At 74.1% G+C, this 22,500-nt stretch carries 21 protein-coding genes; 8 read left to right on the top strand and 13 right to left on the bottom strand.

Translation table 11 applies throughout. The features are described from left to right. Positions 1 to 67 precede the first annotated feature (67 nt). Positions 68 to 247: a hypothetical protein gene (locus ACIQU4_RS39985; protein WP_403742088.1), complete on the top strand. Its 180-nt coding sequence runs from the start codon at positions 68 to 70 to the stop codon at positions 245 to 247. Positions 248 to 493: 246 nt separating this feature from the next. Here the strand turns inward: ACIQU4_RS39985 and ACIQU4_RS39990 are convergent, their stop codons facing one another. The 5 genes from ACIQU4_RS39990 to ACIQU4_RS40010 form a co-directional block, all read right to left on the bottom strand. Further along, the gene (locus ACIQU4_RS39990; RefSeq protein ID WP_403742089.1) at positions 494 to 2,404 is read right to left on the bottom strand and encodes an ABC transporter ATP-binding protein; all 1,911 of its coding nucleotides are present in this window, start codon (positions 2,402 to 2,404) and stop codon (positions 494 to 496) included. A 96-nt stretch (positions 2,405 to 2,500) separates the two neighbouring features. Then, positions 2,501 to 3,721, bottom strand: a complete 1,221-nt coding sequence (locus ACIQU4_RS39995; RefSeq protein WP_403742091.1) for a cytochrome P450 — start codon at positions 3,719 to 3,721, stop codon at positions 2,501 to 2,503. Further along, complete coding sequence (locus tag ACIQU4_RS40000) at positions 3,718 to 4,977, bottom strand: FAD-dependent oxidoreductase (protein ID WP_403742094.1); 1,260 nt, start codon at positions 4,975 to 4,977, stop codon at positions 3,718 to 3,720. The genes ACIQU4_RS39995 and ACIQU4_RS40000 overlap by 4 nt, the downstream gene beginning before the upstream one ends. Before the next feature lie 109 nt (positions 4,978 to 5,086). Further along, the gene (locus tag ACIQU4_RS40005) at positions 5,087 to 5,827 is read right to left on the bottom strand and encodes an SAM-dependent methyltransferase (protein ID WP_403742097.1); all 741 of its coding nucleotides are present in this window, start codon (positions 5,825 to 5,827) and stop codon (positions 5,087 to 5,089) included. Between the two features lie 55 nt (positions 5,828 to 5,882). After that, the gene (locus tag ACIQU4_RS40010) at positions 5,883 to 6,266 is read right to left on the bottom strand and encodes a MerR family transcriptional regulator (RefSeq protein ID WP_403742144.1); all 384 of its coding nucleotides are present in this window, start codon (positions 6,264 to 6,266) and stop codon (positions 5,883 to 5,885) included. A 120-nt stretch (positions 6,267 to 6,386) separates the two neighbouring features. On the opposite strand from ACIQU4_RS40010, the gene ACIQU4_RS40015 reads away from it, so the two are divergent. After that, the gene (locus ACIQU4_RS40015) at positions 6,387 to 7,055 is read left to right on the top strand and encodes a class II aldolase/adducin family protein (RefSeq protein ID WP_403742100.1); all 669 of its coding nucleotides are present in this window, start codon (positions 6,387 to 6,389) and stop codon (positions 7,053 to 7,055) included. Continuing rightward, a complete protein-coding gene (locus ACIQU4_RS40020) occupies positions 7,052 to 7,462 on the top strand; it encodes a carboxymuconolactone decarboxylase family protein (protein WP_403742103.1) in 411 nt (136 codons plus the stop codon). Before ACIQU4_RS40015 ends, ACIQU4_RS40020 begins: the two co-directional genes overlap by 4 nt. A 9-nt stretch (positions 7,463 to 7,471) precedes the next feature. On the opposite strand, the gene ACIQU4_RS40025 is transcribed toward ACIQU4_RS40020, so the two are convergent. From ACIQU4_RS40025 to ACIQU4_RS40045, 5 genes are all read right to left on the bottom strand, one after another. Next, the gene (locus tag ACIQU4_RS40025) at positions 7,472 to 7,855 is read right to left on the bottom strand and encodes a hypothetical protein (protein ID WP_403742106.1); all 384 of its coding nucleotides are present in this window, start codon (positions 7,853 to 7,855) and stop codon (positions 7,472 to 7,474) included. Positions 7,856 to 8,060: 205 nt separating this feature from the next. Then, a complete protein-coding gene (locus ACIQU4_RS40030; protein ID WP_403742108.1) occupies positions 8,061 to 9,263 on the bottom strand; it encodes an enoyl-[acyl-carrier-protein] reductase FabV in 1,203 nt (400 codons plus the stop codon). Beyond that, positions 9,260 to 9,523, bottom strand: a complete 264-nt coding sequence (locus tag ACIQU4_RS40035) for an acyl carrier protein (RefSeq protein WP_403742111.1) — start codon at positions 9,521 to 9,523, stop codon at positions 9,260 to 9,262. Before ACIQU4_RS40035 ends, ACIQU4_RS40030 begins: the two co-directional genes overlap by 4 nt. Positions 9,524 to 9,540: 17 nt before the next feature. Further along, the gene (locus ACIQU4_RS40040; protein ID WP_403742114.1) at positions 9,541 to 10,734 is read right to left on the bottom strand and encodes a radical SAM protein; all 1,194 of its coding nucleotides are present in this window, start codon (positions 10,732 to 10,734) and stop codon (positions 9,541 to 9,543) included. After that, on the bottom strand, positions 10,731 to 11,342 hold the full coding sequence (locus ACIQU4_RS40045) for a hypothetical protein (RefSeq protein ID WP_403742116.1): 612 nt from the start codon (positions 11,340 to 11,342) through the stop codon (positions 10,731 to 10,733). The genes ACIQU4_RS40040 and ACIQU4_RS40045 overlap by 4 nt, the downstream gene beginning before the upstream one ends. A 487-nt stretch (positions 11,343 to 11,829) precedes the next feature. Here ACIQU4_RS40045 and ACIQU4_RS40050 point away from each other — a divergent pair, with 487 nt between their 5' ends. Continuing rightward, a complete protein-coding gene (locus tag ACIQU4_RS40050; protein WP_403742118.1) occupies positions 11,830 to 12,930 on the top strand; it encodes a sporulation protein in 1,101 nt (366 codons plus the stop codon). Positions 12,931 to 13,000: 70 nt separating this feature from the next. On the opposite strand, the gene ACIQU4_RS40055 is transcribed toward ACIQU4_RS40050, so the two are convergent. Then, positions 13,001 to 16,186 (bottom strand): BTAD domain-containing putative transcriptional regulator, encoded by a 3,186-nt coding sequence (locus ACIQU4_RS40055; RefSeq protein WP_403742121.1) that lies wholly within the window; start codon positions 16,184 to 16,186, stop codon positions 13,001 to 13,003. A gap of 342 nt (positions 16,187 to 16,528) precedes the next feature. Here ACIQU4_RS40055 and ACIQU4_RS40060 point away from each other — a divergent pair, with 342 nt between their 5' ends. From ACIQU4_RS40060 to ACIQU4_RS40075, 4 genes are all read left to right on the top strand, one after another. Beyond that, complete coding sequence (locus ACIQU4_RS40060) at positions 16,529 to 16,765, top strand: MbtH family protein (protein ID WP_403742123.1); 237 nt, start codon at positions 16,529 to 16,531, stop codon at positions 16,763 to 16,765. Next, positions 16,762 to 19,506, top strand: coding sequence for a LuxR C-terminal-related transcriptional regulator (locus tag ACIQU4_RS40065; RefSeq protein ID WP_403742126.1), 2,745 nt, complete (start codon positions 16,762 to 16,764; stop codon positions 19,504 to 19,506). The genes ACIQU4_RS40060 and ACIQU4_RS40065 overlap by 4 nt, the downstream gene beginning before the upstream one ends. Before the next feature lie 61 nt (positions 19,507 to 19,567). After that, positions 19,568 to 19,942, top strand: a complete 375-nt coding sequence (locus ACIQU4_RS40070) for a VOC family protein (protein WP_403742128.1) — start codon at positions 19,568 to 19,570, stop codon at positions 19,940 to 19,942. Then, complete coding sequence (locus ACIQU4_RS40075; RefSeq protein WP_403742131.1) at positions 19,939 to 20,769, top strand: thioesterase II family protein; 831 nt, start codon at positions 19,939 to 19,941, stop codon at positions 20,767 to 20,769. Before ACIQU4_RS40070 ends, ACIQU4_RS40075 begins: the two co-directional genes overlap by 4 nt. On the opposite strand, the gene ACIQU4_RS40080 is transcribed toward ACIQU4_RS40075, so the two are convergent. Both ACIQU4_RS40080 and cysD read right to left on the bottom strand, forming a co-directional pair. Further along, positions 20,750 to 22,048: a sulfate adenylyltransferase subunit 1 gene (locus ACIQU4_RS40080; protein ID WP_403742133.1), complete on the bottom strand. Its 1,299-nt coding sequence runs from the start codon at positions 22,046 to 22,048 to the stop codon at positions 20,750 to 20,752. The two genes, ACIQU4_RS40075 and ACIQU4_RS40080, sit on opposite strands and share 20 nt — an antisense overlap. Before the next feature lie 2 nt (positions 22,049 to 22,050). Next, on the bottom strand, positions 22,051 to 22,500 hold a 450-nt coding region (gene cysD, locus ACIQU4_RS40085; protein WP_403742136.1), incomplete at its 5' end, for a sulfate adenylyltransferase subunit CysD.

A 22,500-nucleotide genomic window follows, 5' to 3' on the forward strand; every position in this document is an offset into this window, starting at 1 on the left:
GGCAGGGGTGGGTTCTCGGCCTCGTAGCGGCGGGCCTGGCGCAGGCCGATTCGTGGCCGTCCCCCACGTGCTGCTCCACCGACGGGTACGCGACATCGCGTCCGGGACGGAAGGCGAACTGATGGCCGTCCAGCACGAGGACGTCTCCGACAGCCCGGCGTACGAGCGGTGGGTCGACGTGGCGTACGTGCGGGGGCCGTCCGGCCGTGAGATCTCCACGGCTGTCGGCAACATCGAGGCCGTCTGATGGGGTTCGAGAACAGGTTCCCACGCTGGCCCGTTCCGCCGGATTCGTGCGCCGAGTGGGCCGAGTGCGCCGAGCGGGTCGCTGTGCGCTTCGAGGCTCAGGTGAAGCGTGACCGGTCGCGTGTCAGCGACATGAACATGCTGATCAGGAGACATCACCCTGAGCTGCGGGCCCGCGGGTGAGCGAGCCTCCCCTTCATCCATGAGGGGGAGGAGCCGCCGTGAACGACCTCGCCCTGATCGCCGCCTACCTCCAGGAATCGCCCTGACGCGGTCCGGGAGGTCCGGGAGGTCCGGGAGGTCCGGGACGTGCCGGGCTTTCGTGGTCCTCGCGGCTCTCGTCGAGGAAGCCGCCCGACTGGTGCTGCCACAGCTTCGCGTACGTGCCCTCGCAGGCGAGGAGCTCGTGGTGCGTGCCCTGTTCGACGATGCGGCCGCGGTCGAGGACGACGAGCCGGTCCATGTGCGCCACCGTGCTCAGCCGGTGCGCGACCACGAGGGCGGTCCGCCCCTCCATGAGCCGCCACAGCGCCTCCTGTACGAGGATCTCGCTCTCGGAGTCCAGGGCGCTGGTCGCCTCGTCCAGCAGCAGGATCGGCGCGTCGCGCAGGATCGCCCGGGCCAGCGCGACCCGCTGGCGCTGCCCGCCGGACAGCTTGACCCCGCGCTCGCCGACCACGGTGTCGAGGCCGTCGGGCAGCGCGTCGGCGAACTCCGTGACGTGCGCCGCCCCGGCCGCGCGCCGGATCTCGGCCTCGGTGGCGCCGGGCCGGGCGAACGCGATGTTCTCCCGCAGGGTGCGGTGGAACATCGCCGGGTCCTGCGGCACGTACGCCATCAGGCCGCGCAGGTCGCGATGGCGCAGCCTGCTGATGTCCCGGCCCCCGATCAGGATCCGGCCCGCGTCGACGTCGGTCATCCGCAGCAGCAGCCGGGTGAGGGTGGTCTTGCCGCCGCCGGAGCGGCCCACGAGCCCGATCTTCGCCCCGCTGGGCACGTCCAGGTCCAGCCCCTCGAAGAGCGGCTGCGCGCCCGCGTGGGCGAAGTCCACCTTCTCGAAGCGGACCTCGCCCGCCCGGCCCGGCTCCGGCGCCGGCTCCGGGGACTGTGGTTCGAGTACGGTCGGCGGCGTCAGCAGCAGCTGCGTGAACTGTGCGGCCTCCGTCATCGAGCTCTCCAGGCGGCGGTAGATCTGGTTGAACTCGAACATGATCCGGGTGGCGTTGGAGAAGTACGTGAACGCGACCACGACCGCTTCCACCCCGTGCCCGCTCCCGCCCCCGCTCGCGCTCCCGGCGATCGTCACGGCGATCAGCAGGCCCAGCGCGTTGGTCACCACGGACATCGGGGCGACGACGGTGTCGATGCGCAGGTTTCCGTAGTCCCACGAGCGCAGCGTCAGCGCGCGCGAGTGCGCGACCCGGGACCGGTGCTCGGCGGCCTCGCGCTCCTCCGCGGCGAACGCGCGGACCGTGTCCATGTTCATCAGGCTGTCGGAGACGTGCCCCGACACCCGGGCGATCGCCTCCTCGCGCCGGTCCACGAGTGCCTGGCGGCGCCGGACCAGGGGCAGTACGCAGGCCCCCGTCACCGCGATCATGGCGAGGAGCGCCACGACGAGCAGCGGTTCGTAGCGCCAGAGCACCACGGACCCGAACAGCAGCGGTACGAACCGGCCCACGACCGAGAAGGTCAGCGCGTCGACGAACTCCTCGAAGCGGGAGGCGAAGCTCAGCACCCGCTTGGTCAGCGACCCGGCGAAGTTGTCGTGGAAGAACGCGGCGTCCTTCGCGAACAGCTCGTCCATGCCGATGATGTACAGCCGCTCGATGCCGAGGGCGTCGAGCCGGTTCAGACAGTGCAGGCCGAGGCGCCACGCCGCCTCGGAGAGCAGCAGGACACCGGCGAATCCCAGGACGTACGGGAGCGCGGCGCCGAGGCCGGTGCCGCTGCCGGCGGCGTCGTCGGCGATGCGGCCGACGAGCTTGGCGACGACCAGCGGGGCGATGTAGCTGATGCCGATGTTGCCGAGGGCCGGCATCAGCATGGCGGGCGCGGTCAGCCACCGCATCCGCGCCAACTCCCGTCCGTAGTAGCGCAGTGCGAGGACCACCGGTCCTCTGCCCGGCGGACCCCCTCGTGATGCGGACGCTTTCATGGCCACCTTACGTAGTCGCTCGGTTACGGAGGTCGCAGTCTCCCGCGACGCCGTCCGCGCCGTCCAAGCGTTTTCCGTGTGGGTGACGACCGCCCGCTACCCGCCCGGGGTGAACGTCACCGGCAGGGCCAGGGGGCCGCGCAGGCCGCCCGGGCGCCAGGGGACCTGCGCCGGGGGTACCGCGAGGGCGAGGCCGGGCAGGCGGCGCAGGGCGGTGCCGATCGCGATCTGACCCTCCAGACGGGCCAGCGGAGCCCCCAGGCAGTAGTGGATGCCGTGCCCGAACGCCAGGTGGGCGTTGTCCGGCCGGGTGATGTCCAGGCGGTCGGCATCCGGGAACCGCCCCGGATCGCGGTCGGCGACGGCCGAGCCGATCAGCACGGTCGCGCCGCGCGGGATGAGCACGCCCGCGATCTCCACGTCCTCCCGCGCGAAGCGGGCGATGCCGGGGCTGACCGGGCCGTCGTAGCGGAGGAACTCCTCGACCGCGCCTGGCAGCAGGCCGGGGTCGGAGCGCAGCAGGTCGAGCTGGCCGGGGTGGGCGAGCAGCATCGCGATGCCACCGCCGATCAGGTTGACCGTGGTGATGTAGCCGGCCGCGAGCAGCAGGAACACCATGGCGACGAGCTCGTCCTCGCTCAGCCGCGCTTCCTCGTCCCGGGCGGTGATGAGGGCGCTGAGCAGATCCTCGCCGGGCTCCGCCCGCTTCGCGCGGATGAGTTCGGTGACGTACGCGCGCATGTGCCGCCACGCCTCGTTCACCACGGCGGGGTCCGGCGGCTCCGCGCCCCGCATGAGCATGCGGTCGGTCCAGTGCTGGAACTCGTGCCGCTCGTCCACCGGTACGCCGAGCAGTTCGCTGATCACCGTGACCGGGAGCGGCAGCGCGAAGTCCGCGACGAGATCGGCACGGCCGGCCGCGACGACCGCGTCCAGCAGCCGGTCGGTGATCGCCTGGATCCGCGGCCGCATCTGCGCCACGCGGTGGGCGGTGAACGCCTTGGAGACCAGGCGGCGCAGCCGCGTGTGGTCGGGCGGATCGCTGCGCAGCATGTTGCCCAGCATCGACTCGCGCTCCGTGTCCGGCAGCTGTCGCAGGAGCCGGGTGTCAGCGGCGTCGCGGACGTCGCTGCTGAGGCGGGAGTCGGACAGGGCCGCGAGCCCGTCCTCGTAGCGGGTGACGAGCCAGGCCTCCAGGGCGCCCGCGATGACGACGCGGCGCACCGGGCCGTCCTCGCGCAGCTGCCGGTACAGCGGGAACGGGTCCGCGAGGAAGGCCGGGTCGCCGTAGGGGAGGGGGACCGGGCGCTCGCTCATGACACCTCCCGCACGGTGTCGCCGCGACGGAGCGACTCGGCCGGCGGGCGCTCGCGCAGCGCCCCGTACCCGATGAAGTAGGCCGGAACCCTGTTCAGCCACCGCGAGTCGGTGACGAGCTCCGTGAGCCGCTTCGCCCGCTGGGGATGGCCGAACGCGGTGCGGCCGGCCAGCAGCGGCTCGATGACCTGGGCGTGGGCCACGCGTTGCAGGCCCTGGGTCGCCACCGTCGTGGGCATGCGGCGGCGCTGTACGCGGCGTACGTCGTGGAGCCCCACGGTCCCCTCGCGCAACGGGCCCACGAGGTAGCGGGCCGCGGCCACCGCGTCCTGCACGGCGAGGTTGATGCCGATGCCGAACACCGGTGACATGGCATGGGCGGCGTCGCCGATGCACAGCAGACCCGGCCGGTGCCAGCGGCGCAGCCGGTCCAGCCGTACGTCGAGCAGCTTGACCTCGTCCCACGAGGTGACGGAGTGCGCCCGGTCGGCCAGCCACGGGACGGCGTCCGTGAACTGGGCCATGAACCGGTCCACGCCCTCGGCGCGGCGCTCGGCATCGGTTCCCTTGGGGATGAGCCCCGCGATCTGCCAGTAGTCGCCGCGGTCGATGAGCGCGCTGAAGAACCGCTCGCCCAGGCCTCCCACGAGCCCGCTGGGGTCGTCCTCGTGGCGCGGCAGCCGGAACCACCAGGCGTCCATCGGGCACGGGAAGCTCTCCAGGCCGAGCTCGGGCAGCACCCTGGCGAAGGACCCGCGGCCGTCGCAGGCCACGGTCAGCGTGGCCCTGAGCTCGCCGGTGGCGCCGTCCGCGGTGCGGTACCGCACGCCCGCGACCCGGCCCCGCTCCATCAGGAAGGACGTCGCCTCGGTGTCCATGCGCAGGTGGAAGGACGGCTCCTTGCCCGCCTCGTCGGCGAGCAGGTCGAGCAGGTCCCACTGCGGCACCATCGCGATGTAGTTGTACTTGCCGTGCAGCGCCCCGATGTTCCCGACCGTGACGAGGGAGCGGTCCGGCCCGATGGGCAGCTGCACCGAGGTCACCCGCCGCTGCGGCAGCTGGGCGAACCGTTCGGCGAGGCCGATGTCGTCCAGCAGCGACAGGGTCGACGGGTGCACGGTGTCGCCGCGGAAATCGCGCAGGAAGTCGCCGTGCTTCTCCAGCACGGTCACCTCCACCCCGGCCCGGGCCAGCAACAGGGCCAGCACCATCCCGGCGGGCCCGCCTCCCACCACACAGCAGGCCGTACGCTCCACGGCAACCACTCCCTTCGCCGGCATCGGGTAAGCCCCTCAGGACGTATACCGCACCCACGGCGTCGGACACGTCAACGGCGAAGACGCGCCGCGAAGGAGAACCAGAGGCTTAGCGTCCGGACGTCCGGCGCAGGACCAGCGAGACGAACCCCCAGGTCTCCCGGTAGGTGCGCAGCCATTCGGTGCGGCGGGTGTTCGCCGTCTCGAGCACGGAAGAACTGTCCGGATCGTCAGGGTGGTCCAGGGCCCACGACGCCAGCGAACCCCAGTTGGACCACTCGTACGCGTCCAGCTCGGCGCGCGTGCTGACGTGCCCCTCGACGGGGGTCCACCCGTCGGCGACGACCCGGTCCACGGTGGTCGCCAGGTCGCCGAACTCGCCGAGCATGTCGACGGCTTCCGGGGACGGCGTGCGCTCCCAGAACCCGTCGCCGATGACGACGCGGCCGCCGGGGGCCAGGTGCTCGCGCGCCGCCGCCAGGGTGGGGAGCAGCCCGCCGAACGCGTGCGTGGACCCGACGCTGAGCACCAGGTCGAAGGGGTGCGGAGAAGCGAAGTCCGCGGCGGGCGTCTTGTGGAGGGTCAGGCGGTCTTCGACGCCGAGCTCGCGCGCCGTCTTCCCGGCCAGCGCCAGGGCCTCCTCGGAGATGTCCACGCCCTCGGCGCGCACGAGCGGCCGCGCGGTCAGCGCGCGCAGCAGCCACTCCCCGCTGCCGCACCCGAGGTCGAGCACGCGCTCGTCGCCCCGCGGGAGCCCGCGTTCCAGCAGTCCGCGTACGGAGTCGTCGTCGAGCGGAGCCTTGATCGGGTGGTTGGTGTGGGCAATTTCGGAAATCTGTTCACGGTTCATTGGGTGCAGCCTGCCAAACGACAGGCCCCGGGTACACCCCATATTCGGCGGTGCGTCAGGGCGAGGACGGCGCACGCCACGCGGCCATCTGCTCCCCGAAGTTCGGGCAGCTGACGATGTCCGTCCTACTGCACTGGAGGGCGTGGGTCAGGAGCTGGTGGGCGTGGTCGAGATCGACCAGGCGCTGCTCGATCTCGGCGACCTTCGTACGGATCATCGCCTGCCGGCGCGGCTGGTCCTGCTGCAGCTCGCGGATCTCGGCCAGGGTCAGGCCCGCCTGCTGGCACTTGCGCAGCAGCACGATCCGCTCCGCGGCGTCCGCCGGATAGCGCCGCTGCCCGCTCTGGCGTTCGGGCTGGGGCAGCAGCCCGTGGCGCTCCCAGTACCGGATGGCCGAGGCGGGTACCCCGGTGGCCCCGGCGAGCTGCCCGATCGTCATGCGCACGTACGACCCCTTCGCTGACGTTTGACTTGAACCTTAGTTCAAGTTGAAGAGTGGGCCGCGTACGGAACGGCCGCACAACAGCGGCCGCCGGCCACAGCATGGGGAGACGAAGACATGACCACAGACGTACGCCGGATACGGGACGAGGCCCATCAGCTCGTGGAGGCGTCCCGGACGCTCTTCGAGGCGGGGGTGATGTCGCACTCCGGCCACGCCAACCTGAGCGTCCGGCTCGACGCGGACCGCTTCATGCTGACGCCCGGCTTCGTCCGCGGTCTGCGGCCCGAGGACCTGGCGACCGTGAGCCTCGACGGGCAGGTCCTCGAAGGGGAACTGCGCTCCGTCAGCGTGGAGATCATCGCCATGCACAGCGCCGTCTACCGCGCCCGTCCGCAGGTCGGCTCGGTCATCCACACCCACTCGCCCTCCGCGACGGCCTTCGCCGTGGCCCACCGGCCGCTGCCCTGCCGCACCGAGCCCATGCTGCGGTTCGGCCAGGCCGAGGACGTGCCGGTGGTGCCGTGGGGGCCGCGCGGATCGGACGTATCGGTACGGGGCGTCGTCGACGCGCTGACGCACAGCCCCACGACCGCCGCGGTCCTGCTGGCCAACCACGGCCTCCTGGTGTTCGGCCCCGACCCGGCGGACACCGCCCACCTCGTGGTGGCCATCGAGGAGAGCGCCGAGGCGGAGCTCGCCGCGGCGGCGATCGGCGGGGCCGTGGACTTCCCCGAGGGCGCGCTGGAGACCGTACGGGCGGCGATCGCGCGGGTGGCGTCGTGACGGCGGCGGACGAGGCCCTCGCCCGGCGGGCCGAGGCCGTACGCGACCGCTACCGCGCCACGCTCGGCGCCGTCCCGGCCGGCGTGGAGGCCCGTCTGGGCCTGGCCCGGTCCCACGGCCGGCTCCACACGGAGGAGGCGGTCGCCGAGCTGCGGCACATCGTCCTCACGGACAACGCGCTCGGCGGGCGCGTACAGCAGCTCGTCCACTTCGGGCAGCTGCTGGCCCTCGGCCGGGCCGACCCGGCGCGGATCCACGCCCGGGGAGCACTGCACGCCGGAGCCGACGTCGCCGACCTCATCGGCGTCGCCGAGACCGCACTGCTCACCGCGGGGGTCCCGGCGTACGCACTCGGCATCGAGACCATCGTCGAACTCGCCCGCGCCGAAGCCGCCGAGCCGCTCTAGGAAGCGTCGTCAAAGTGGCGTCGGGGCCTGGATGACGACCGCCGAGGGGGACAGGAGGGTACGGTCCACCGGGAGTGCGGGGCCGGTCAGGACGACCAGGTCCGCACCCATCAGCGCCCGGTCCCGGGAGGTGGCCGTGGCCAGGACCGTGCCCTGCGCGGCCGCCAGGGCCGCGGCCTCGGGGTGCGGCCAGCGGGCCGGGCCCGGGTGCACCGTGATGTTGCCGAGGCCGGGCACCTCGCGCACCAGCGCCGCGAGGTGGGCCGCCACGGCCGGGCCCGTACCCAGCACGGTCGCCGAGCTGACGCGCGGCACGAGCAGGGTCCGGGCCGCCGTCGCGCAGACCTGGGCGGCGGCCTCGTACGAGAGGACCGGCGGGACGGTACGGGGCATGCGGACGCCTTCCTGCGAGCGGGGCCGCCTGCCCCGTTCCCCGCAGCGTGCCGCCGCCCACTACCCACCCACTATCCGCCGACCGCTGTCCCCCCTGTCCGCCGGCCGCCGTCACAACCTGTTCGGATCTCTGCGGACCCGGCACCTGCGGTCTTGTACTGACGTGACCCGCTCGCGTAGCCCGTCTCGTGTGCGCTCGGTCGGTCTAGCGCGGTGCGGGCCAGGCGACGTCGGTCTCGACCGGCTGGCCGTAGGTCACGCCTTCGAGGCCCCAGCCGTAGAGTTCCTGGACCTGGCTCATGAACCAGTCCGCGCCGGCCCGGGCCGCTTCGAGGCCGCGCTCGGGATCCGCCCACAGTTCCCGGACCCGGTCTTGGACCTGGGCGTCGAGTTCCCAGCCGTCCAGCCGGATCCGTCCTGCCGCATCGAGGCGCAGAGGGGTGCGGCCCTCCAACTGGTCCCACAGGTCCACGGCCTGCTCGGCCGTGGTGTGGAAGCCTTGCTCGCCGAGAACGGTGCGGAGGAAAGCGGTGTAGAGGGCGATGGAGGGGATCGCGCTGGATGCCTGGGTGACAGCGGCGCCGGCCACGACCGTGAAGGCGCGGCCGTCGTGTTCCTTGAGTACGGCCGAGCTGTTCAGGTCGAGGGCGGTCTGCTCCAAGTGCTCCTTGGCCGCGCCGATGGTTCCCTGCCGGTAGACGGGCGCGGTCACCTCCGACCCGACGTACGTGAGGGCTGCGGTGGTGAACTTGTCCGCGAGGAGTCGGCGGGCGGCCAGGGCGCGTACCCACAGGGCCCAGTCGTCGCCGCCCATCACCGCGACCGTTGCTCGCGTCTCGTCCTCGGTTCCGGGTTCGATCCGGGCCCGGGTGACCTTCGGGGCGGTGCCGGAGAAGTCGAGCGCGGGTGCCTCGTAGGCGGCGCCGAGGGGTTTGATCACCGAGTGGTGGACGGTGCCGGTGGCGGGGTCGGTGCGGCGGGGTGCGGCGAGACTGTAGATGAGGTGATCGACCGGTCCGTAGTGCTGTTCCAGCAGGTCCATGACCTGCGTCTTGGCGTCTGCGGAGAAGGCGTCGGTGTTCACGAAGCGGATGTCGTGGCCGTCCTCGGCGGCGAGTTGGGCGGCGGCCGCGGTGCGGTACCAGCCTGCTGTCGCCGTGCGGCGCCCGGTGTCGGCGGCCTCATAGGCGACGCCGATCCCGCGGATGCCGTGCCGGCGCAGCCCGGCCAGGAGGGTGGCGAGCCCATAGCCGGCGGAGTGTCCCAGGATGAGCGCGACCGGCTTGCGGCCGTCGGTGCGGGCCGGGATCGCCGCCCATGTCCGGCGTACGGTCTGTGCGGCCCCTTCGGGATGGGAGTTGACGATGAGGAATCCGCGCTGCTTGGGCTCGATCTGGCGAGGGCTCACGATGCGTCCGTTCCGCTAGGGGCGAGGCGGGCAAGGAGAGCGCGCAGGTCCGCGACCGTGTGGAGGCGACCGGTCTCCTCGTCCGGGATGACGACGGACAGCCGCTCTTCGAGGTCGGTCACCAGCTCGGCCAGGGCCAGGCTGTCGATGCCGAAGTCCTGCTCCAGACGGCCGTCATCAGTGATCGTATCGATGGTTCCGTCAGCGGCTCGTGACAAGGTGTCACGCAGAATGCGGTCGGTCGTTGTGCTGTTCGGCATTGACACCGCCTCACTTCTCACTGGCCGGCGGTCGTGGCCCCGCGGAGCCTCGTCATCAGCTGCTGTTCGGGGATGACCGGGAGCGGCATCGGGGCCGGCAGCCCGTTCACCTCGCGGAACTTGTTGCTGAGCAGGCCGCAGGATGCGCAGAACCCGCCGCACGCCGTCGTCTGCGTGAACTCGTCCGGGACGGCGCCGTGCAGTCCCTTCAGGCCCCCGCCGTCGGCGACCAGCCGCAGGTAGGTGTCGTCGTTGGCGCGTTCCACGATGGTGCGCAGGCCGTCGGTGAAGATGTTGCCGAAGCCGAGGGATTCGGGGACGTCGAAACTGGCGCAGGCGTAGACGCGGCCATCCTGTTTGATCAGTCCCGAGGGCAGGATGTAGGTGCCGACGGTCGGTGCGAAGCAGTCGAAGCAGCGGTCCATCCAGCGTTTCACGCTGGTGTGGCCGGGCCGGTGGACCTTGTTCTGGTCCGGGAGGCGCTCGTTGTCCAGGTACACGCGCATCGTGGAATGGACGCGGTCGTGCGGGAAGTCCCCGTACGTCTTCTCGTACACCGCCATCAGCTGGTACACGCGGTGCTCGCGACTGGCAGGGTCTGCCAGCGAGGAGACCGCCACGTTCAGCTCGCGGTCGCTGTAGCGGGTGACCGCGTGGTGCAGGATCCGGGCGACCCACTCCAGGGGCATGGTCTGCTCGCCGACGGACAGCATGATCAGTGGCACGAACAGCCGGTTGTCGAACAAGCCGGCCTTCTCCAGCTTGTCGAAGGTCCGCTCGCAGCGGCGCCGGGCACCCCACACGCCGTTCGTGGTCAGCTTCGAGATGTCGATGCCCCGCCCGGTCAGCGCCTTGATCAGCGGAATCAGCGCGTGGACGGCCACAAAGGGCTCGCCGCCGGTCACGGCGGCCGACGGCAGGCCGACCGCATCGAACTCGTCGACCAGGCGCGCCCTCTGCTCCGGGCTCATGGTGATCCCGGAGGCGAGCGGCAGTGCGCCCATTCCGCACGACCGGCAGTTGTCGTTGCACTTCGTGGTGATCTCCAGCTCCAGGCGCAGCGGCCGGTACCGCATCCCACCCAGCCCGGCCGCCGCGAACCGGCGCTCGATCACCTCGAAGACGTCCGCGCGTTTCGCCGCGTACTTCCCCAGGAACGGCCGTACCTCGCCCCGGCCGGCGATGAACGTGTACTGGCCCTCCTTGATCACCGTCCGCTCCCCTCGTACCGGACCGGCGTCACCTGGCGCTCGACGACGTCCAATCCCTCCCGGTACCAGGTCCCGCAGATGCCGTCCTCGGCGGTGCCGTAGAAGTTGTGCAGGCTCGTGTAGAAGCCGAGACCGGCGAGGTGTTCGCGGCTGACCGGGGTCCTGTGGGTCGGGTCCATGGCCAGGACGTCGACCACGGCGGGGTTCGGGGTGGTGATCACCACCCCGAGTTCGGCGCTGTCCACCAGCACGGACAGCAGCCGGTCCGGGTCCTGAAGGTGCTCGATGACTTCCAGGCAGGCCAGCCAGTCAAATCGCATCGGCGGCTTCCACCGCTCCAGGTCCACATCACCGGTCCACCGGTCCACCGCCACGTAGCGGCCGCGCCATCCGTGCTCGGTCCGCAGGCACACGTCCAGCTCGGTGTGGCCGGCGCCGATGTCGGCGACGCTGTGCCGGTCGTTCAGGCCGCCGGTCGCCATGCGGTCCGTGGCGACTTGGTAGCGGGCGGCCCGTTCTCGGTAGGGCCGGCGGACGAACTGCTCGACGGGCGCCGGTTCCGGGCGGCTGCCGAGCAGGTTCTGCTGTGCGGGCATCATCGTCTCCATGTCCTTACGGGCGGGCGGCTTTGCGGCGAGCCGCCGTCTGCTTCCAGGAAATCGCCGTAGCCGACGTGGGCGGGAGGCGAACCAGGGGGGCGAACAAAGCGCATCCGGTTCCTCACACGGCGCCCCGGTCCTAGGCTCGAAACCCGCATCCGCGGCATCGGCGCCGCAGAACACCGGCTGATACGAGGGGGGCTCGGTGGCGTCCACCAAGGACCGTCAAGGCGTTCCCAATGAGGATCTCGGACGGCTCATCAAACAGGCAGGTGCGAGCCACAAGTCCCTGGCCGCCCGGGTCAACCGGATCGGGGCCGCGGCGGGCGTACCTCTCCGGTACGAGCACACCAGCGTCGCCAGATGGGTGAATCTCGGAATGATCCCGCGCGGCCGTGTGCCCGAGTTCGTGGCCTCTGCGCTGGGCGAACGTCTCGGCAGGCCCGTGAGCGTGGATGAGATCGGTATGTACATCAGGTCCGGCGGAAACCCTGACATGGGGTTGGATTTCGCCCGCGACCCCGTTGATGCCATTCGCGTCGCCGCCACCTACTGGAGAACCGTGGACCGCACCCGCCGCCAGCTCATCAGCAACGGCTTCGCCATCGCCGCCTTCGCCACCCCCGTCACCCGCTGGCTGACCAAGCCCGCCGACGCCCCCGTCGCCCACGAAGGCGGCCGCCGGGTCGGACGCAGCGATCTTGCTGAGCTGTGGAAGGCGGCCGACGAAGCCCGCATGTGGGACTCCCGCTTCGGCGGCGGGAACTGGAAGGCCAGCTCCGTCACCGAATGCCTGCGGCTGAGCGCCGCACCGCTGCTGACCGGCACCTACACCGAGGCCATCGGACGCGAGCTGTTCGCCGCGACCGCCGAGTTGTCCCGGGTCGTGGCATGGTCAGCGGTCGACACCGGCCGCCACGACATCGCCCAGCGCCATTTCATCCAGGCCCTGCGCCTGGCGCGGGCCGCCGGCGACGTGGAGAGCGGCTGCTACGTGCTGGCGACCATGGCCCTGCAAGCCTTCCTGCGCGGTCACCCGCAGGAGGCGGCCGACATGGCCGAAGGGGCCTACGAACGCGGCCTCGGGCATGCCGCGCCCCGGGTACTGGCCTTCGCCAAGCTGGCCGAAGCCCGGGCCCACGGCCGTGCCGGAAACGCCCGGGCCGCCAAGGCCGCGCTCGGCCGGACCCACGAGCTGCTGGACTCCATCCGACCGGGAAGCCACGACCCCGAACAGCTGGCCTACATGACCCACGCCCGGCTCGCCACGGACGCCACAGAAGTACACCGTGACCTGGCCGACCCCAAGGGGGCGTTCGCGTGGAACGAGCTGGCCGAGCCCATGCCGGCGGACCGCTTCACCCGTGCCACCGGCATCCGCATGGCCGTCCTCGCCACCAGCCACCTCCAGGCCCGCGAACTCGAACCCGGCCTCACCGCCGCGAACACCTCGCTCGCCATCCTCAGCAACGTCCACTCCACCCGAGCCCACAGCTACCTCCACGACGTCACCCGCGCCCTCGCCCCCTGGAAGACCCGCCCCGAGGTCGCCGACCTCATCCAGCGCACCCGCACCGAGCTGCCCGCCACAGCCTGAACCTGGCAGCCGGCGGTCCGCTCCCGGGCATCCCCGATGCCCGGCTTCGCCGCTGACGAGGAAGCCCTCCTCAGCCCGCGGAGCCCCGTACCAGGAGTTGTTTGCCCGCGAGTTCGGAGCGTAGGCGGGCTGCGGCCGGGGTGGGGTCGGGGGCCAGTCGCTGTTCGGCCGCGGAGGCCTCGGCCAGGGCCGCCGCCGGGTCGCCGGCGGCCGCGTACGCGTCGAAGAGCGCGCTGGCCGCGCGGCCCTGCCAGACCCGGGAGCCGCCCAGGCCACCGAACACCTCCCGCGCCGCCGCCAGATGGGCCACGGCCGCCTCGGGCGCGCCGCCCTCCAGCGCGGCCCGGCCCAGGGCGAGTGAAATGCGTCCCTCCGCCGCCCGGTCGCCGGTGCGCCGGGCCAGCGCCAGGGCCTGGAGCAGCGCCCCCTCGGCGGCCTCGCCGCGGCCCGCCCGCAGGTGCACCATGCCCAGGCCCAGCAGCGTGTGCGCCTCGCCGGTGCGGTTGCGGGCCGCCCGGTCCATCCGCAGCGCCCAGTTGAAGGCCTGGGCGGCGAGCTCGCCCTCCCCGGTGTGCAGGTACAGGGCGCCCAGCCCGCGCACCGTCTCCGCCTCGGCCCGCGGCGAGCCCGTCTCCCGGCTCAGGCCCAGCGCCCGGGTCAGCAGCTCCCGTGCCTCCTCGGGCCGGTCCTGCTCCAGCCGGGCGGCGGCCTCCCCGGCCAGCGCGAGCGCCTCGCCCGCCAGGTCCCCGGCCTCCCGCAGCAGCACCGCGGCCGCTGCGTGGCCCTCGGCCGCCGCCGCGTGGTCGCCCCGTACGGCGTCCGCGCGCGCGCAGAGCCACCGTACGAGGGCCGACCCGTGCCGGTCGTTCCGTACGAGGAAGACCTCCGCGGCCGCGGCCAGCAGCGGCCCCGCCTCCGCGCCCCGGTGCCGGAACAGGTGCAGCGCGGCCAGACTCGTACGCGCCGCGGCCGCGCCCCGGGCGTCCCCCGCCTCCTGGCAGGCGGCCAGGGCTAGTTCGCCGCACTCGCGCCAGTCCTCGGTGTGCGCGCGGGTCTCGAAGTGCCCTGCGCAGGTCACCGCCAGCTCCCACGCCACCTCGTGCAGGCCGCAACCGGCGGCCCGGCGCACCGCCGCCACCAGCGCGTCGTGCTCCCGCTCCCACCACCGGCCGGGCGCGGCCAGGACCTCGTCCGCCGCGGCGGCGGGCAGGGCGTACAGCGGGGACGGGGCGCCGCCGTGCAGTACGAGGAAGTCCCCGCCGTGCTCGCGCCGGTGGGCCTGCGCGGCCAGCGACAGCCAGGTCTCCAGCACCCGGCGCACCGCGTCCGCGGACTCCTGCGCGCTCTCCGTCGCCAGCAGCTGCTCGCGGGCGAAGACGCGGATCAGGCCGTGGAAGCGGTAGCGGGCGGTGGTGCAGGACCCCGTGCCGGTGTCGGTGCCGGTGCCGTCACCGTCCCCGTCGCCGCCGGGTACGAGGTCCAGCAGCTGGGAGTGGACCAGCTCCTCCACCACGTCCTCGGCCCCGGCCGGATCCGTGCCGAGCAGCGCGGCCGCCGCCCAGCCCGGGAACTCGGCCGCATCCAGCAGCGTCAGCAGCCGCAGCAGCCGGGCCGGCTCCGGATCCAGCGCGCGGTAGGCCAGCGTGATGTGCGAGCGCAGCTCCATCCCGCAGTACGAGAACTCGTCGAGCCGGCCCGCCTCGTCGCGGAAGCGCCGTACGAGCCGGTCGAGCGTCCAGTGCGGACGGCAGGCCAGCCGCGCCCCCACCACCCGCAGCGCCAGCGGCAGCCCGCCGCAGAACTCGGCCAGCTCCAGGGCCGCCGGGAGCTGGCCCGCGATCCGCTCGGCGCCCGCGATCCGGGTGAGCAGCTCCACCGAGTGCGCCTCGTCGAGGACGTCGAGGCGGATCTGCCGGATGCCGGGCAGGCCGGTCAGCGGGTAGCGGCCCGTGACGAGCACCGCCGAACAGGCGTCGCCGGGCAGGAGTTCGCGGACCGCGGCCTCGTCGGCCACGTCGTCCAGCACGATCAGCACCCGCCGCCCCGCCAGCAGGCTGCGGTACAGCGCCTGGCGCTCGCCGCGGCCCTGGGGCACCGCGTGCGCGGGCACGCCGAGGGCGCGCAGGAACCCGGCCAGCACCCCGGCGAGCGCGTCGCCGCCGCCGTCGCCCCCGCCGCCCCCGTCGCCGAGACCCTCCATGGCGGCGTACAGGCGGCCGTCGGGGAACCGCTCGCGCAGCCGGTGCGCCGCGTGCACGGCCAGGCTCGACTTGCCGACGCCGTCCTTGCCGCAGATCCCGGCGATGCGCACGGGCTCACCCGTACGGCCCGAGGCCCCGTCCGGGCCGCCGAGGAACTCCGTGAGCTCGGCCAGGTACTCCCCGCGGCCCGTGAAGTCGGGCAGGTCGGACGGGAGTTGTTCGGGTCGTACGGGGCCTGCGGCCGAAGCCGGTGCGGGCTGCGCCACGGCCCCGCCCCCCGACGGGCCGACCGGGGCAGCCACGGCCGCGTCGAGGGAGGGGTCCCTGTTCAGGACGGCCGCCTCCAGGTCCTGGAGGGCGCGGCCCGGTTCGATGCCCAGCTCCGTGGCGAACACGGCACGCAGCCTGCGGTACACCTCCAGCGCCTCCGCCTGCCGGCCCGACCGGTACAGCGCCAGCATCAGGCTCGCGTGCAGCCCCTCGCGCAGCGGCTCGGCCGCCGCCAGCGCGAACAGCTCGGCCGTCATCTCGGCGTGCCGGCCCAGCGCCAGGTCCAGCCGGGCCAGTTCCTCCAGGGCCGTCAGCCGCTGCTCGTCGAGCAGGGTCGCGCCCCGGCGCACCGGATCGCTGTCCAGGCCCAGCAGGGCCGGGCCCCGCCACAGGGCGAGCGCCTCGCGCAGGTGCCGTGCCGCCTCGGCCCGGTCGCCGGCGGCGGCGAACGAGCGGGCCTTCGCGAGCAGCAGGGCGAACCGGTGCGCGTCCAGCTCCTCGTCCGCCACCCGCAGCCGGTAGCCGGCCGCGGTCGTCTCGATCGCGTCGGGGCGTCCGGTCCGGGCGCACGCCTTGCGCAGCGCGGAGACCGCCGACTGGACCTGGGTCCGCGCGGTCTCCGGCGGGGACTCGCCCCAGATGGCGTCGACGAGCAGTTCCTGCGGGGCGACCTGGTTCGCGTGGAGGGCCAGCGCCGCGAGGACGATCTGTTGGCGGGGTCCGCCGAGGGGGCGCGCCGCGCCGTCCTGTGTGAGCTCCAGCGGACCCAGAAGGCCGATGTTCATCTGCGAATCCCCCATTCCCGGCGGCCCGTTGGTCCGGGGGCGGCCGCGGGCAGGCTATGGGCCGCCGGGCGGGCCCCGCCAGGGGTCGCGGTGCGGGGTTCGCGATGCGTGGGATCGGCCGTGCCGATGGCCGCGCCGACCGGCCGCGGCCGGGCCGGGGCCTGGCCTGATCGGGTGCGGAGACCGGGTGCGCCGATCGGGTTCGGCCGGGGCCTGACCGGGTCCGATCGGGTTCTCCGATGGGAGGGTTCGCCACCCTCCATCGGGCGTCCGTTGTGGCGGCGAGCTCCGCTGAACAAGGCTGACCTGACATTCCGCAGCGCAATCACCGGAGGTTGGACCGTGTTCCAGGACGACGACGAGGGCCGGTACGACGTCGTGATCAACGACGAGGAGCAGTACTCGATCTGGCCGCAGATCCGCGAGATCCCGGCGGGCTGGCGCGCCACCGGGTTCAGCGGATCGAAGGACGCGTGCGTGGCCCACGTGGACGAGGTCTGGACGGACATGCGGCCGCTCAGCCTGCGTCAGACCATGGCGCAGGACGCCGCGGCCGCCGCCGGAGCGGGGCCTCGGTGACCACAGGCTCGATACGCCCGCTGATCGGCCGTGGGGAGGAGCTCGCGGCCGTCCGCCGGCGGTTCGCCGCCCTCGGCGACGGCCCGGCCCTCGTCGGTATCGCGGGGGATCCGGGCCTGGGCACCACGCGGCTCCTCGCCGAGATCGCCGCGTGGGCCGCCCGGGCGGGCGCCCACGTGTGCAGCACGAACCCGGAGGCCCTCCCACAGGCCCTCTCGGCCCTGCCGGCCCTGACCGCCGCGCCCGCCGTCGTCATCGTCGACGACGTGCACCGGTGCGGCGAGGCGGCCCGGGAGGCGCTGACCGGGTTGCTGGAGACGCCGCGGGACGGGGTGCTGCTCGTACTCGGCTACCGGCCGCGGCAGTGCCCGCCCGCTCTTCTCACCGCGCTGACCGCGGCGCACCCCGGCCGGCACGCCGAGCACCTCGACCTCGCCCCGCTGGACCGGGCCGGCGCCGAGGAGTTCGCCGGGGCCGGGCTGTGCGCCCGCCACCGGGCCACCCTGCACCAGAACAGCGGCGGCAACCCCCGCCTGCTCGCCCTGCTCGCCGCCTCCTGCGAAGGCCCCGGCGCCTGCCCCGGGGAGGCCCCCGGTGACGCCCCCGGAGCGCGCCCCTTCGCCGCCCGCGCCGCGGCCCCGCTGCTCGCCGAGGTGGCCGCGCTCGGCCCGCACGCCCGCCTGGTCGCGCACGCCGCCGCCGTGCTCGGCGAGCCCGCCGAGCCCGACGCCCTCGCCGAGGTCGCCGAACTCGACCGCGCCGCCGTCCTCGCCGCCGTCGACGAACTCCTCGCCGCGGACGTGCTGCGCACCTGCGCCGTCCCCGGCCACGTCGAGTTCCGCCACCCCCTGCTGGCCCGGCTCGTGCACAGCGCCGTGCCCGGCGGCTGGCGGCTCGGCGCGCACCGCCGCGCCCGTACGCACCACCGGAGCCACGGCCGCCCCGCGGTCCGCCGCGCCCGCCACGCCGAGCAGGCCTGCCGGCCCGGAGACGAGTCCGGTGCGACCGAACTCGTCGCCGCGGCCGACGAGATGCTCGCCTCGGCCCCCGCCACCGCCGGCGCCTGGTACACCGCCGCCGCCCGGCTGCTGCCCGCCGCCCCCGCGCACCGGGCCCGCCGCCGGGAGCTGCTCGCCGCCGCGGCCGCCGCCGCCGTCCGCAGCGGCCGCAGCGACCTGGCCCGCGCCGCCCTCGCCACCCGCGAGGAGCTCCTCGACGGGCGCGAACACGCCCCCGGGGGAGCGGACGCCGCCGAACCGCGCGCCCGCCTCGCCGAACTGGCCGGGGACCTCCCGCAGGCCCGCGAGATCCGCCACGCCGCGCTCGCCGAGCTCGCCGCGGCCCCCGGCGGCGCCGACCCGCGCCGAGCCGCCGCCCTGTGGACCGCCCTCGCGGCCACGGCCGGCGCCGACCGCCCCGCGCAGGCCGCCGCCTGGGCCGACGAGGCCGTACGGGCCACCGCCGCGCACGCCGCCGACGAGGCCCTCCACACCCACGCCCTCGCCGCCCGCGGCACCCTGCACCTGGCCGCGGGGGAGGCCTCCGCCGCCCTGCGCGACGCCCGCGCCGCGGCCCGGATCGCCGACACCCTCACCGACCGCGCCCTCGCCCCGCGCCTCGGCGCCCTGGACTGCCTGGCCCGCCTGGAGACCGAACTGGAGCAGTACGGCCCCGCCGTACGGCACTTCACCCGCGGCCTCGACACCGCCCGCTCCACCGGCCAGTGGCCGGCCGCCACCGCGCTCGCCGCCGGCCTGGCCGGCCTGCTGCTGCGCCAGGGCCGCTTCCCGCAGGCCGCCGCCCGCGCCGAAGAGGCCGTACGCTGCTCCGAACTGGCGGGCGGTCAGGAGCCGCGCGCGCTGGCGCTGTGCGTGCGCGCCCAGGTCGCCCTGGAGGTCCACACCCCCGAGACGGCCGTCGCGGTGGCCCGGGCCGCCTGCGCGCTGGCCGCCGCCGACGGTGCCTGGTGGCACCGCTCCCGGCTGGTGCTGGCCGCCGCCGAACTGGCCGCCGGGGACGCCCTCGGCGCCCTGGAGACCCTCGCCGGCGCCGAACTGGCCGACCCGCACTCCGCGCCCCTGCCCGCCGCCGAGCGGCTCGCGCTCGCCGAGACCCTGTGCGGGGCCCGGCTGGGGGTGGGCCGCACCGATGCGGCCAAGACCGCCGCGGACCAGGCCCGCGAACTGGCCGCGCGGACCGGCCTCGCGGGGCTCCGAGTCCAGGCGCTGCTGCTGGCAGCGGCCCTCGCCGAGAGCCCCGCCGAGGCGCTCGCCCCGGCCGAGGAGGCGCTGGCCGCGGCCGCCGCCTGCGGGCACGCCGCCGACGAGGGCTGGGCCCGCGTGGCCCTGGCCCGGGCCCGGTTGCGGCTCGGCGAGCCGCAACAGGCCGACCGCCACCTGACCGCCGCCGCGTACACGGCCACGGCCTGCTCGGCGGCCCGGCTCGGCCGGGAGGTCGCCGCCGCCACCGCCGAGGCCGCCGTGGCCGCCGCCCCCGCCGAGGAGGCGTACATGCTCAGCCAGCGCGAGTACGAGATCTCCCAACTGGTCAGCCAGGGCTGCACCAACCGGCAGATCGCCCGCACCCTCGGGGTCAGCCACAAGACGGTGGAGACCCACCTGGGCCGCATCTTCGCGAAGCTGGAGGTCTCCTCACGGGCGGAGATCGCCAACATGATCGGCCGGAACACGGTGGTCGCCCGCCCCCGAGCCCGCGCCAAGTCCCTCGCCGGGGCATCCTGAGATCATCCGGATGACCGGCCGGCCGGCCGGACCCACCCCCAACTGCCCACGGAGAACCACGATGTACCCGAGCATCCGCACGATCACCTTCGACTGCACTGGCGACCCGTACGACCTCGGCCTGTTCTGGAGCGGCCTGCTGGGCCGCCCGCTGGCCGACGACGACAAGCCGGGCGACCCCGAGGCCGTCATCGAGGACCCGGAGGGCGGCCCCACGCTGCTGTTCGTACGGGTCCCCGAGGGCAAGGCGGCGAAGAACCGCATCCACCTCGACCTCAAGCCGCACGGCCGCACCCGCGAGGAAGAGGTGGCCCGGGTACAGGCCCTCGGCGCCCGCCCGGTCGCCGACCGGACCCGCCCCGACGGCAGCGGCTGGGTCGTCCTCGCGGACCCCGAGGGCAACGAGTTCTGCGTGGAGCGCGGGGAACTCGGGTGACGGCGCACGCCACTTCGACCGGCGGCGCCGACGGATCGCGCTGGCTCAAGCGCCTCACCGTCCCGGGGGCCCGGGCCCCGCGGCCCGCCCGCGCCCGCATCGTCTGCCTGCCGCACGCCGGCGGCGGCGCGAGCGCCTACCAGGGCTGGGCCCGCCACCTCCCGGCCGCGGTCGAACTGCTCGCCGTGCAGTACCCCGGCCGCCAGGAGCGGCTGGCCGAGCCGTGCAGCGAGTCGATGGAGGAGAGCGCCGGCGCAGCCGCCGCGGCCCTCGCGGCGCTGCCCGTACTGCCCACCGTCGTCTTCGGCCACAGCATGGGCGCGCTCGTGGCGTACGAGACCACCCTCCGGCTCGCCCGGTACGCCCCGCACGCCGCCCCCGTGCACCTGTTCGTCTCGGGGACGGCCGCCCCGCACCGCGACCGCGAGAAGCTGCCCGCGCTGGACGACGACTCGCTCGTCGCGTACACCCGCCGGCAGGGCGGCGCCGAGCCCGAGGCGTACGAGATACCCGAGCTGCGGGAGCTGCTCCTGCCCTCGCTGCGCGCCGACTTCCGGCTGCTGACCGACTACCTGCCGGTCCGCGAGCCCGCACGCACCGGTGTCCCGGTCACCGCGTTCGGCGGCGACCGGGACACGGGCTGCCCGCCCGGGGAGCTGGCGACCTGGGGGGAGCTGACCACGGCGGATTTCGGCACCCGGGTGTTCCCCGGGGGCCACTTCTACCTCCAGGGGCGCGAGGAGCAGCTGGTGGCCCTGGTGGCCGGGGTCCTCGGCGCAGCGGTCCTCGACGCAGGGGTCAGCGGCGTCAGCAGGCCGGCTCCGTAGCCATGCACGCCGTCAGCGTGGTCCCGTCGTCCGGGTCGATCAGCAGGAACGACCCGGTACGGCGGGAGCGCGCGTACGCGTCGAGGGCGAGCGGCTCGGCCGTGCGGATCACGACCTGGCCGATGTCGTTGGCCCGCAGTTCCTCGACGGCCGTACGGCGGGCCGGGTCGTCCAGGGCCAGCCGGGACGGGATCGCCTTCACGACCGCCTTGACCGTACGGGTGGTGTGCTTGACCAGCACCCGGTCGCCGACCCGCAGCGGCCGGTCCGCGACGTGGCAGACGGTGGCCGCGAGGTCGCGGGTCAGCGGCGGGGCGCCGTCGGCCGGGGCGATCATGTCCCCGCGGGAGACGTCGATGTCGTCCGCCAGCCGGACGGTCACCGACTGCGGGGCCCACGCCGCCTCGGCGGGACCGCCGAGCGTGTCGATGGCCTCGATGGTGGTGGTGAGCCGGGAGGGCAGGACGGTCACCGGGGCCCCGACGCGCAGCACGCCGGAGGCGATCTGGCCCGCGTAGCCGCGGTAGTCGCGGTGCTCGGCGCTCTGCGGGCGGATCACGTACTGCACCGGGAGCCGGGCCGGCGCCCCCTGCGGGTCGTGGTCCACGGGGACCGTCTCCAGGTGCTCCAGGATGGTCGGGCCGCCGTACCAGTCCATGTGCGGGGAGGGCTCGACCACGTTGTCCCCGGCCAGCGCGGAGACCGGGACGGCGGTGACCTCGGGGACGCCGAGCCCGCGGGCGTAGTCGGCGAACTCCGCGGCGATGGCGGCGAAGGCGGACTCGTCGTAGCCGACCAGGTCCATCTTGTTCACCGCGAGCACCAGGTGCGGGACCCGCAGCAGGGCCGCGACCGCCGTGTGCCGGCGGGTCTGCTCGACCACCCCGTTGCGGGCGTCGACGAGCACGACGGCGAGCTCCGCCGTCGACGCCCCGGTGACCATGTTGCGGGTGTACTGCACGTGGCCGGGGGTGTCGGCGAGGATGAACCGGCGCCGGGCGGTGGCGAAGTAGCGGTAGGCGACGTCGATGGTGATGCCCTGCTCCCGCTCGGCCCGCAGGCCGTCGGTGAGCAGCGCGAGGTCGGGGGCGTCCTGGCCGCGGCCGCGCGAGGCCTGCTCCACCGCCTCCAGCTGGTCGGCGAGGACCGACTTGGAGTCGTAGAGCAGCCGCCCGACCAGGGTGGACTTGCCGTCGTCCACGGAGCCCGCGGTGGCGAAGCGCAGCAGCGACGTGCCGGCGGCGCTGCCGGTGAGGGCGGCGTTGGTGGGGGAGGTCATGGCTAGAAGTACCCTTCGCGCTTGCGGTCTTCCATCGCGGCCTCGGACATCTTGTCGTCGGCGCGGGTCGCGCCCCGCTCGGTGAGCCGGGAGGCGGCGATCTCGGTGATGACCTGGTCGATGGTGGCGGCGTCGGAGTCGACGGCGCCGGTGCAGGACATGTCGCCCACGGTGCGGTAGCGGATGAGGCGCGTCTCGGGCGTCTCGCCGTCCTTCGGGCCGCCCCACTCGCCGGCCGTCAGCCACATGCCGCTCCGCTTGAAGACCTCGCGTTCATGGGCGAAGTAGATCTGGGGCAGTTCGATGTTCTCGCGGGCGATGTACTGCCAGACGTCCAGCTCGGTCCAGTTGGAGAGTGGGAAGACGCGGACGTGTTCGCCGGGTGCGTGGCGGCCGTTGTAGAGCTGCCACAGTTCGGGGCGCTGGCGGCGGGGGTCCCACTGGGAGAACTC

This window comes from Streptomyces sp. NPDC090741, from assembly GCF_044769045.1.
GTDB lineage: Bacteria > Actinomycetota > Actinomycetes > Streptomycetales > Streptomycetaceae > Streptomyces.

What these genes read in the sequence shown, in the direction of transcription:
- ACIQU4_RS40025 (WP_403742106.1), bottom strand. Translation starts at nt 7,855, where the DNA reads ATGCCCCGTACCGTCCCGCCGGTCCTCTCGTACGAGGCCGCCGCCCAG.
- ACIQU4_RS40055 (WP_403742121.1), bottom strand. Translation starts at nt 16,186, where the DNA reads ATGAACATCGGCCTTCTGGGTCCGCTGGAGCTCACACAGGACGGCGCG.
- ACIQU4_RS40035 (WP_403742111.1), bottom strand. Translation starts at nt 9,523, where the DNA reads ATGCCGAACAGCACAACGACCGACCGCATTCTGCGTGACACCTTGTCA.
- ACIQU4_RS40015 (WP_403742100.1), top strand. Translation starts at nt 6,387, where the DNA reads ATGACCACAGACGTACGCCGGATACGGGACGAGGCCCATCAGCTCGTG.
- ACIQU4_RS39990 (WP_403742089.1), bottom strand. Translation starts at nt 2,404, where the DNA reads ATGAAAGCGTCCGCATCACGAGGGGGTCCGCCGGGCAGAGGACCGGTG.
- ACIQU4_RS39995 (WP_403742091.1), bottom strand. Translation starts at nt 3,721, where the DNA reads ATGAGCGAGCGCCCGGTCCCCCTCCCCTACGGCGACCCGGCCTTCCTC.
- ACIQU4_RS40045 (WP_403742116.1), bottom strand. Translation starts at nt 11,342, where the DNA reads ATGGAGACGATGATGCCCGCACAGCAGAACCTGCTCGGCAGCCGCCCG.
- ACIQU4_RS40070 (WP_403742128.1), top strand. Translation starts at nt 19,568, where the DNA reads ATGTACCCGAGCATCCGCACGATCACCTTCGACTGCACTGGCGACCCG.
- ACIQU4_RS40010 (WP_403742144.1), bottom strand. Translation starts at nt 6,266, where the DNA reads ATGACGATCGGGCAGCTCGCCGGGGCCACCGGGGTACCCGCCTCGGCC.
- ACIQU4_RS40080 (WP_403742133.1), bottom strand. Translation starts at nt 22,048, where the DNA reads ATGACCTCCCCCACCAACGCCGCCCTCACCGGCAGCGCCGCCGGCACG.
- ACIQU4_RS40050 (WP_403742118.1), top strand. Translation starts at nt 11,830, where the DNA reads ATGGGGTTGGATTTCGCCCGCGACCCCGTTGATGCCATTCGCGTCGCC.
- ACIQU4_RS40005 (WP_403742097.1), bottom strand. Translation starts at nt 5,827, where the DNA reads ATGAACCGTGAACAGATTTCCGAAATTGCCCACACCAACCACCCGATC.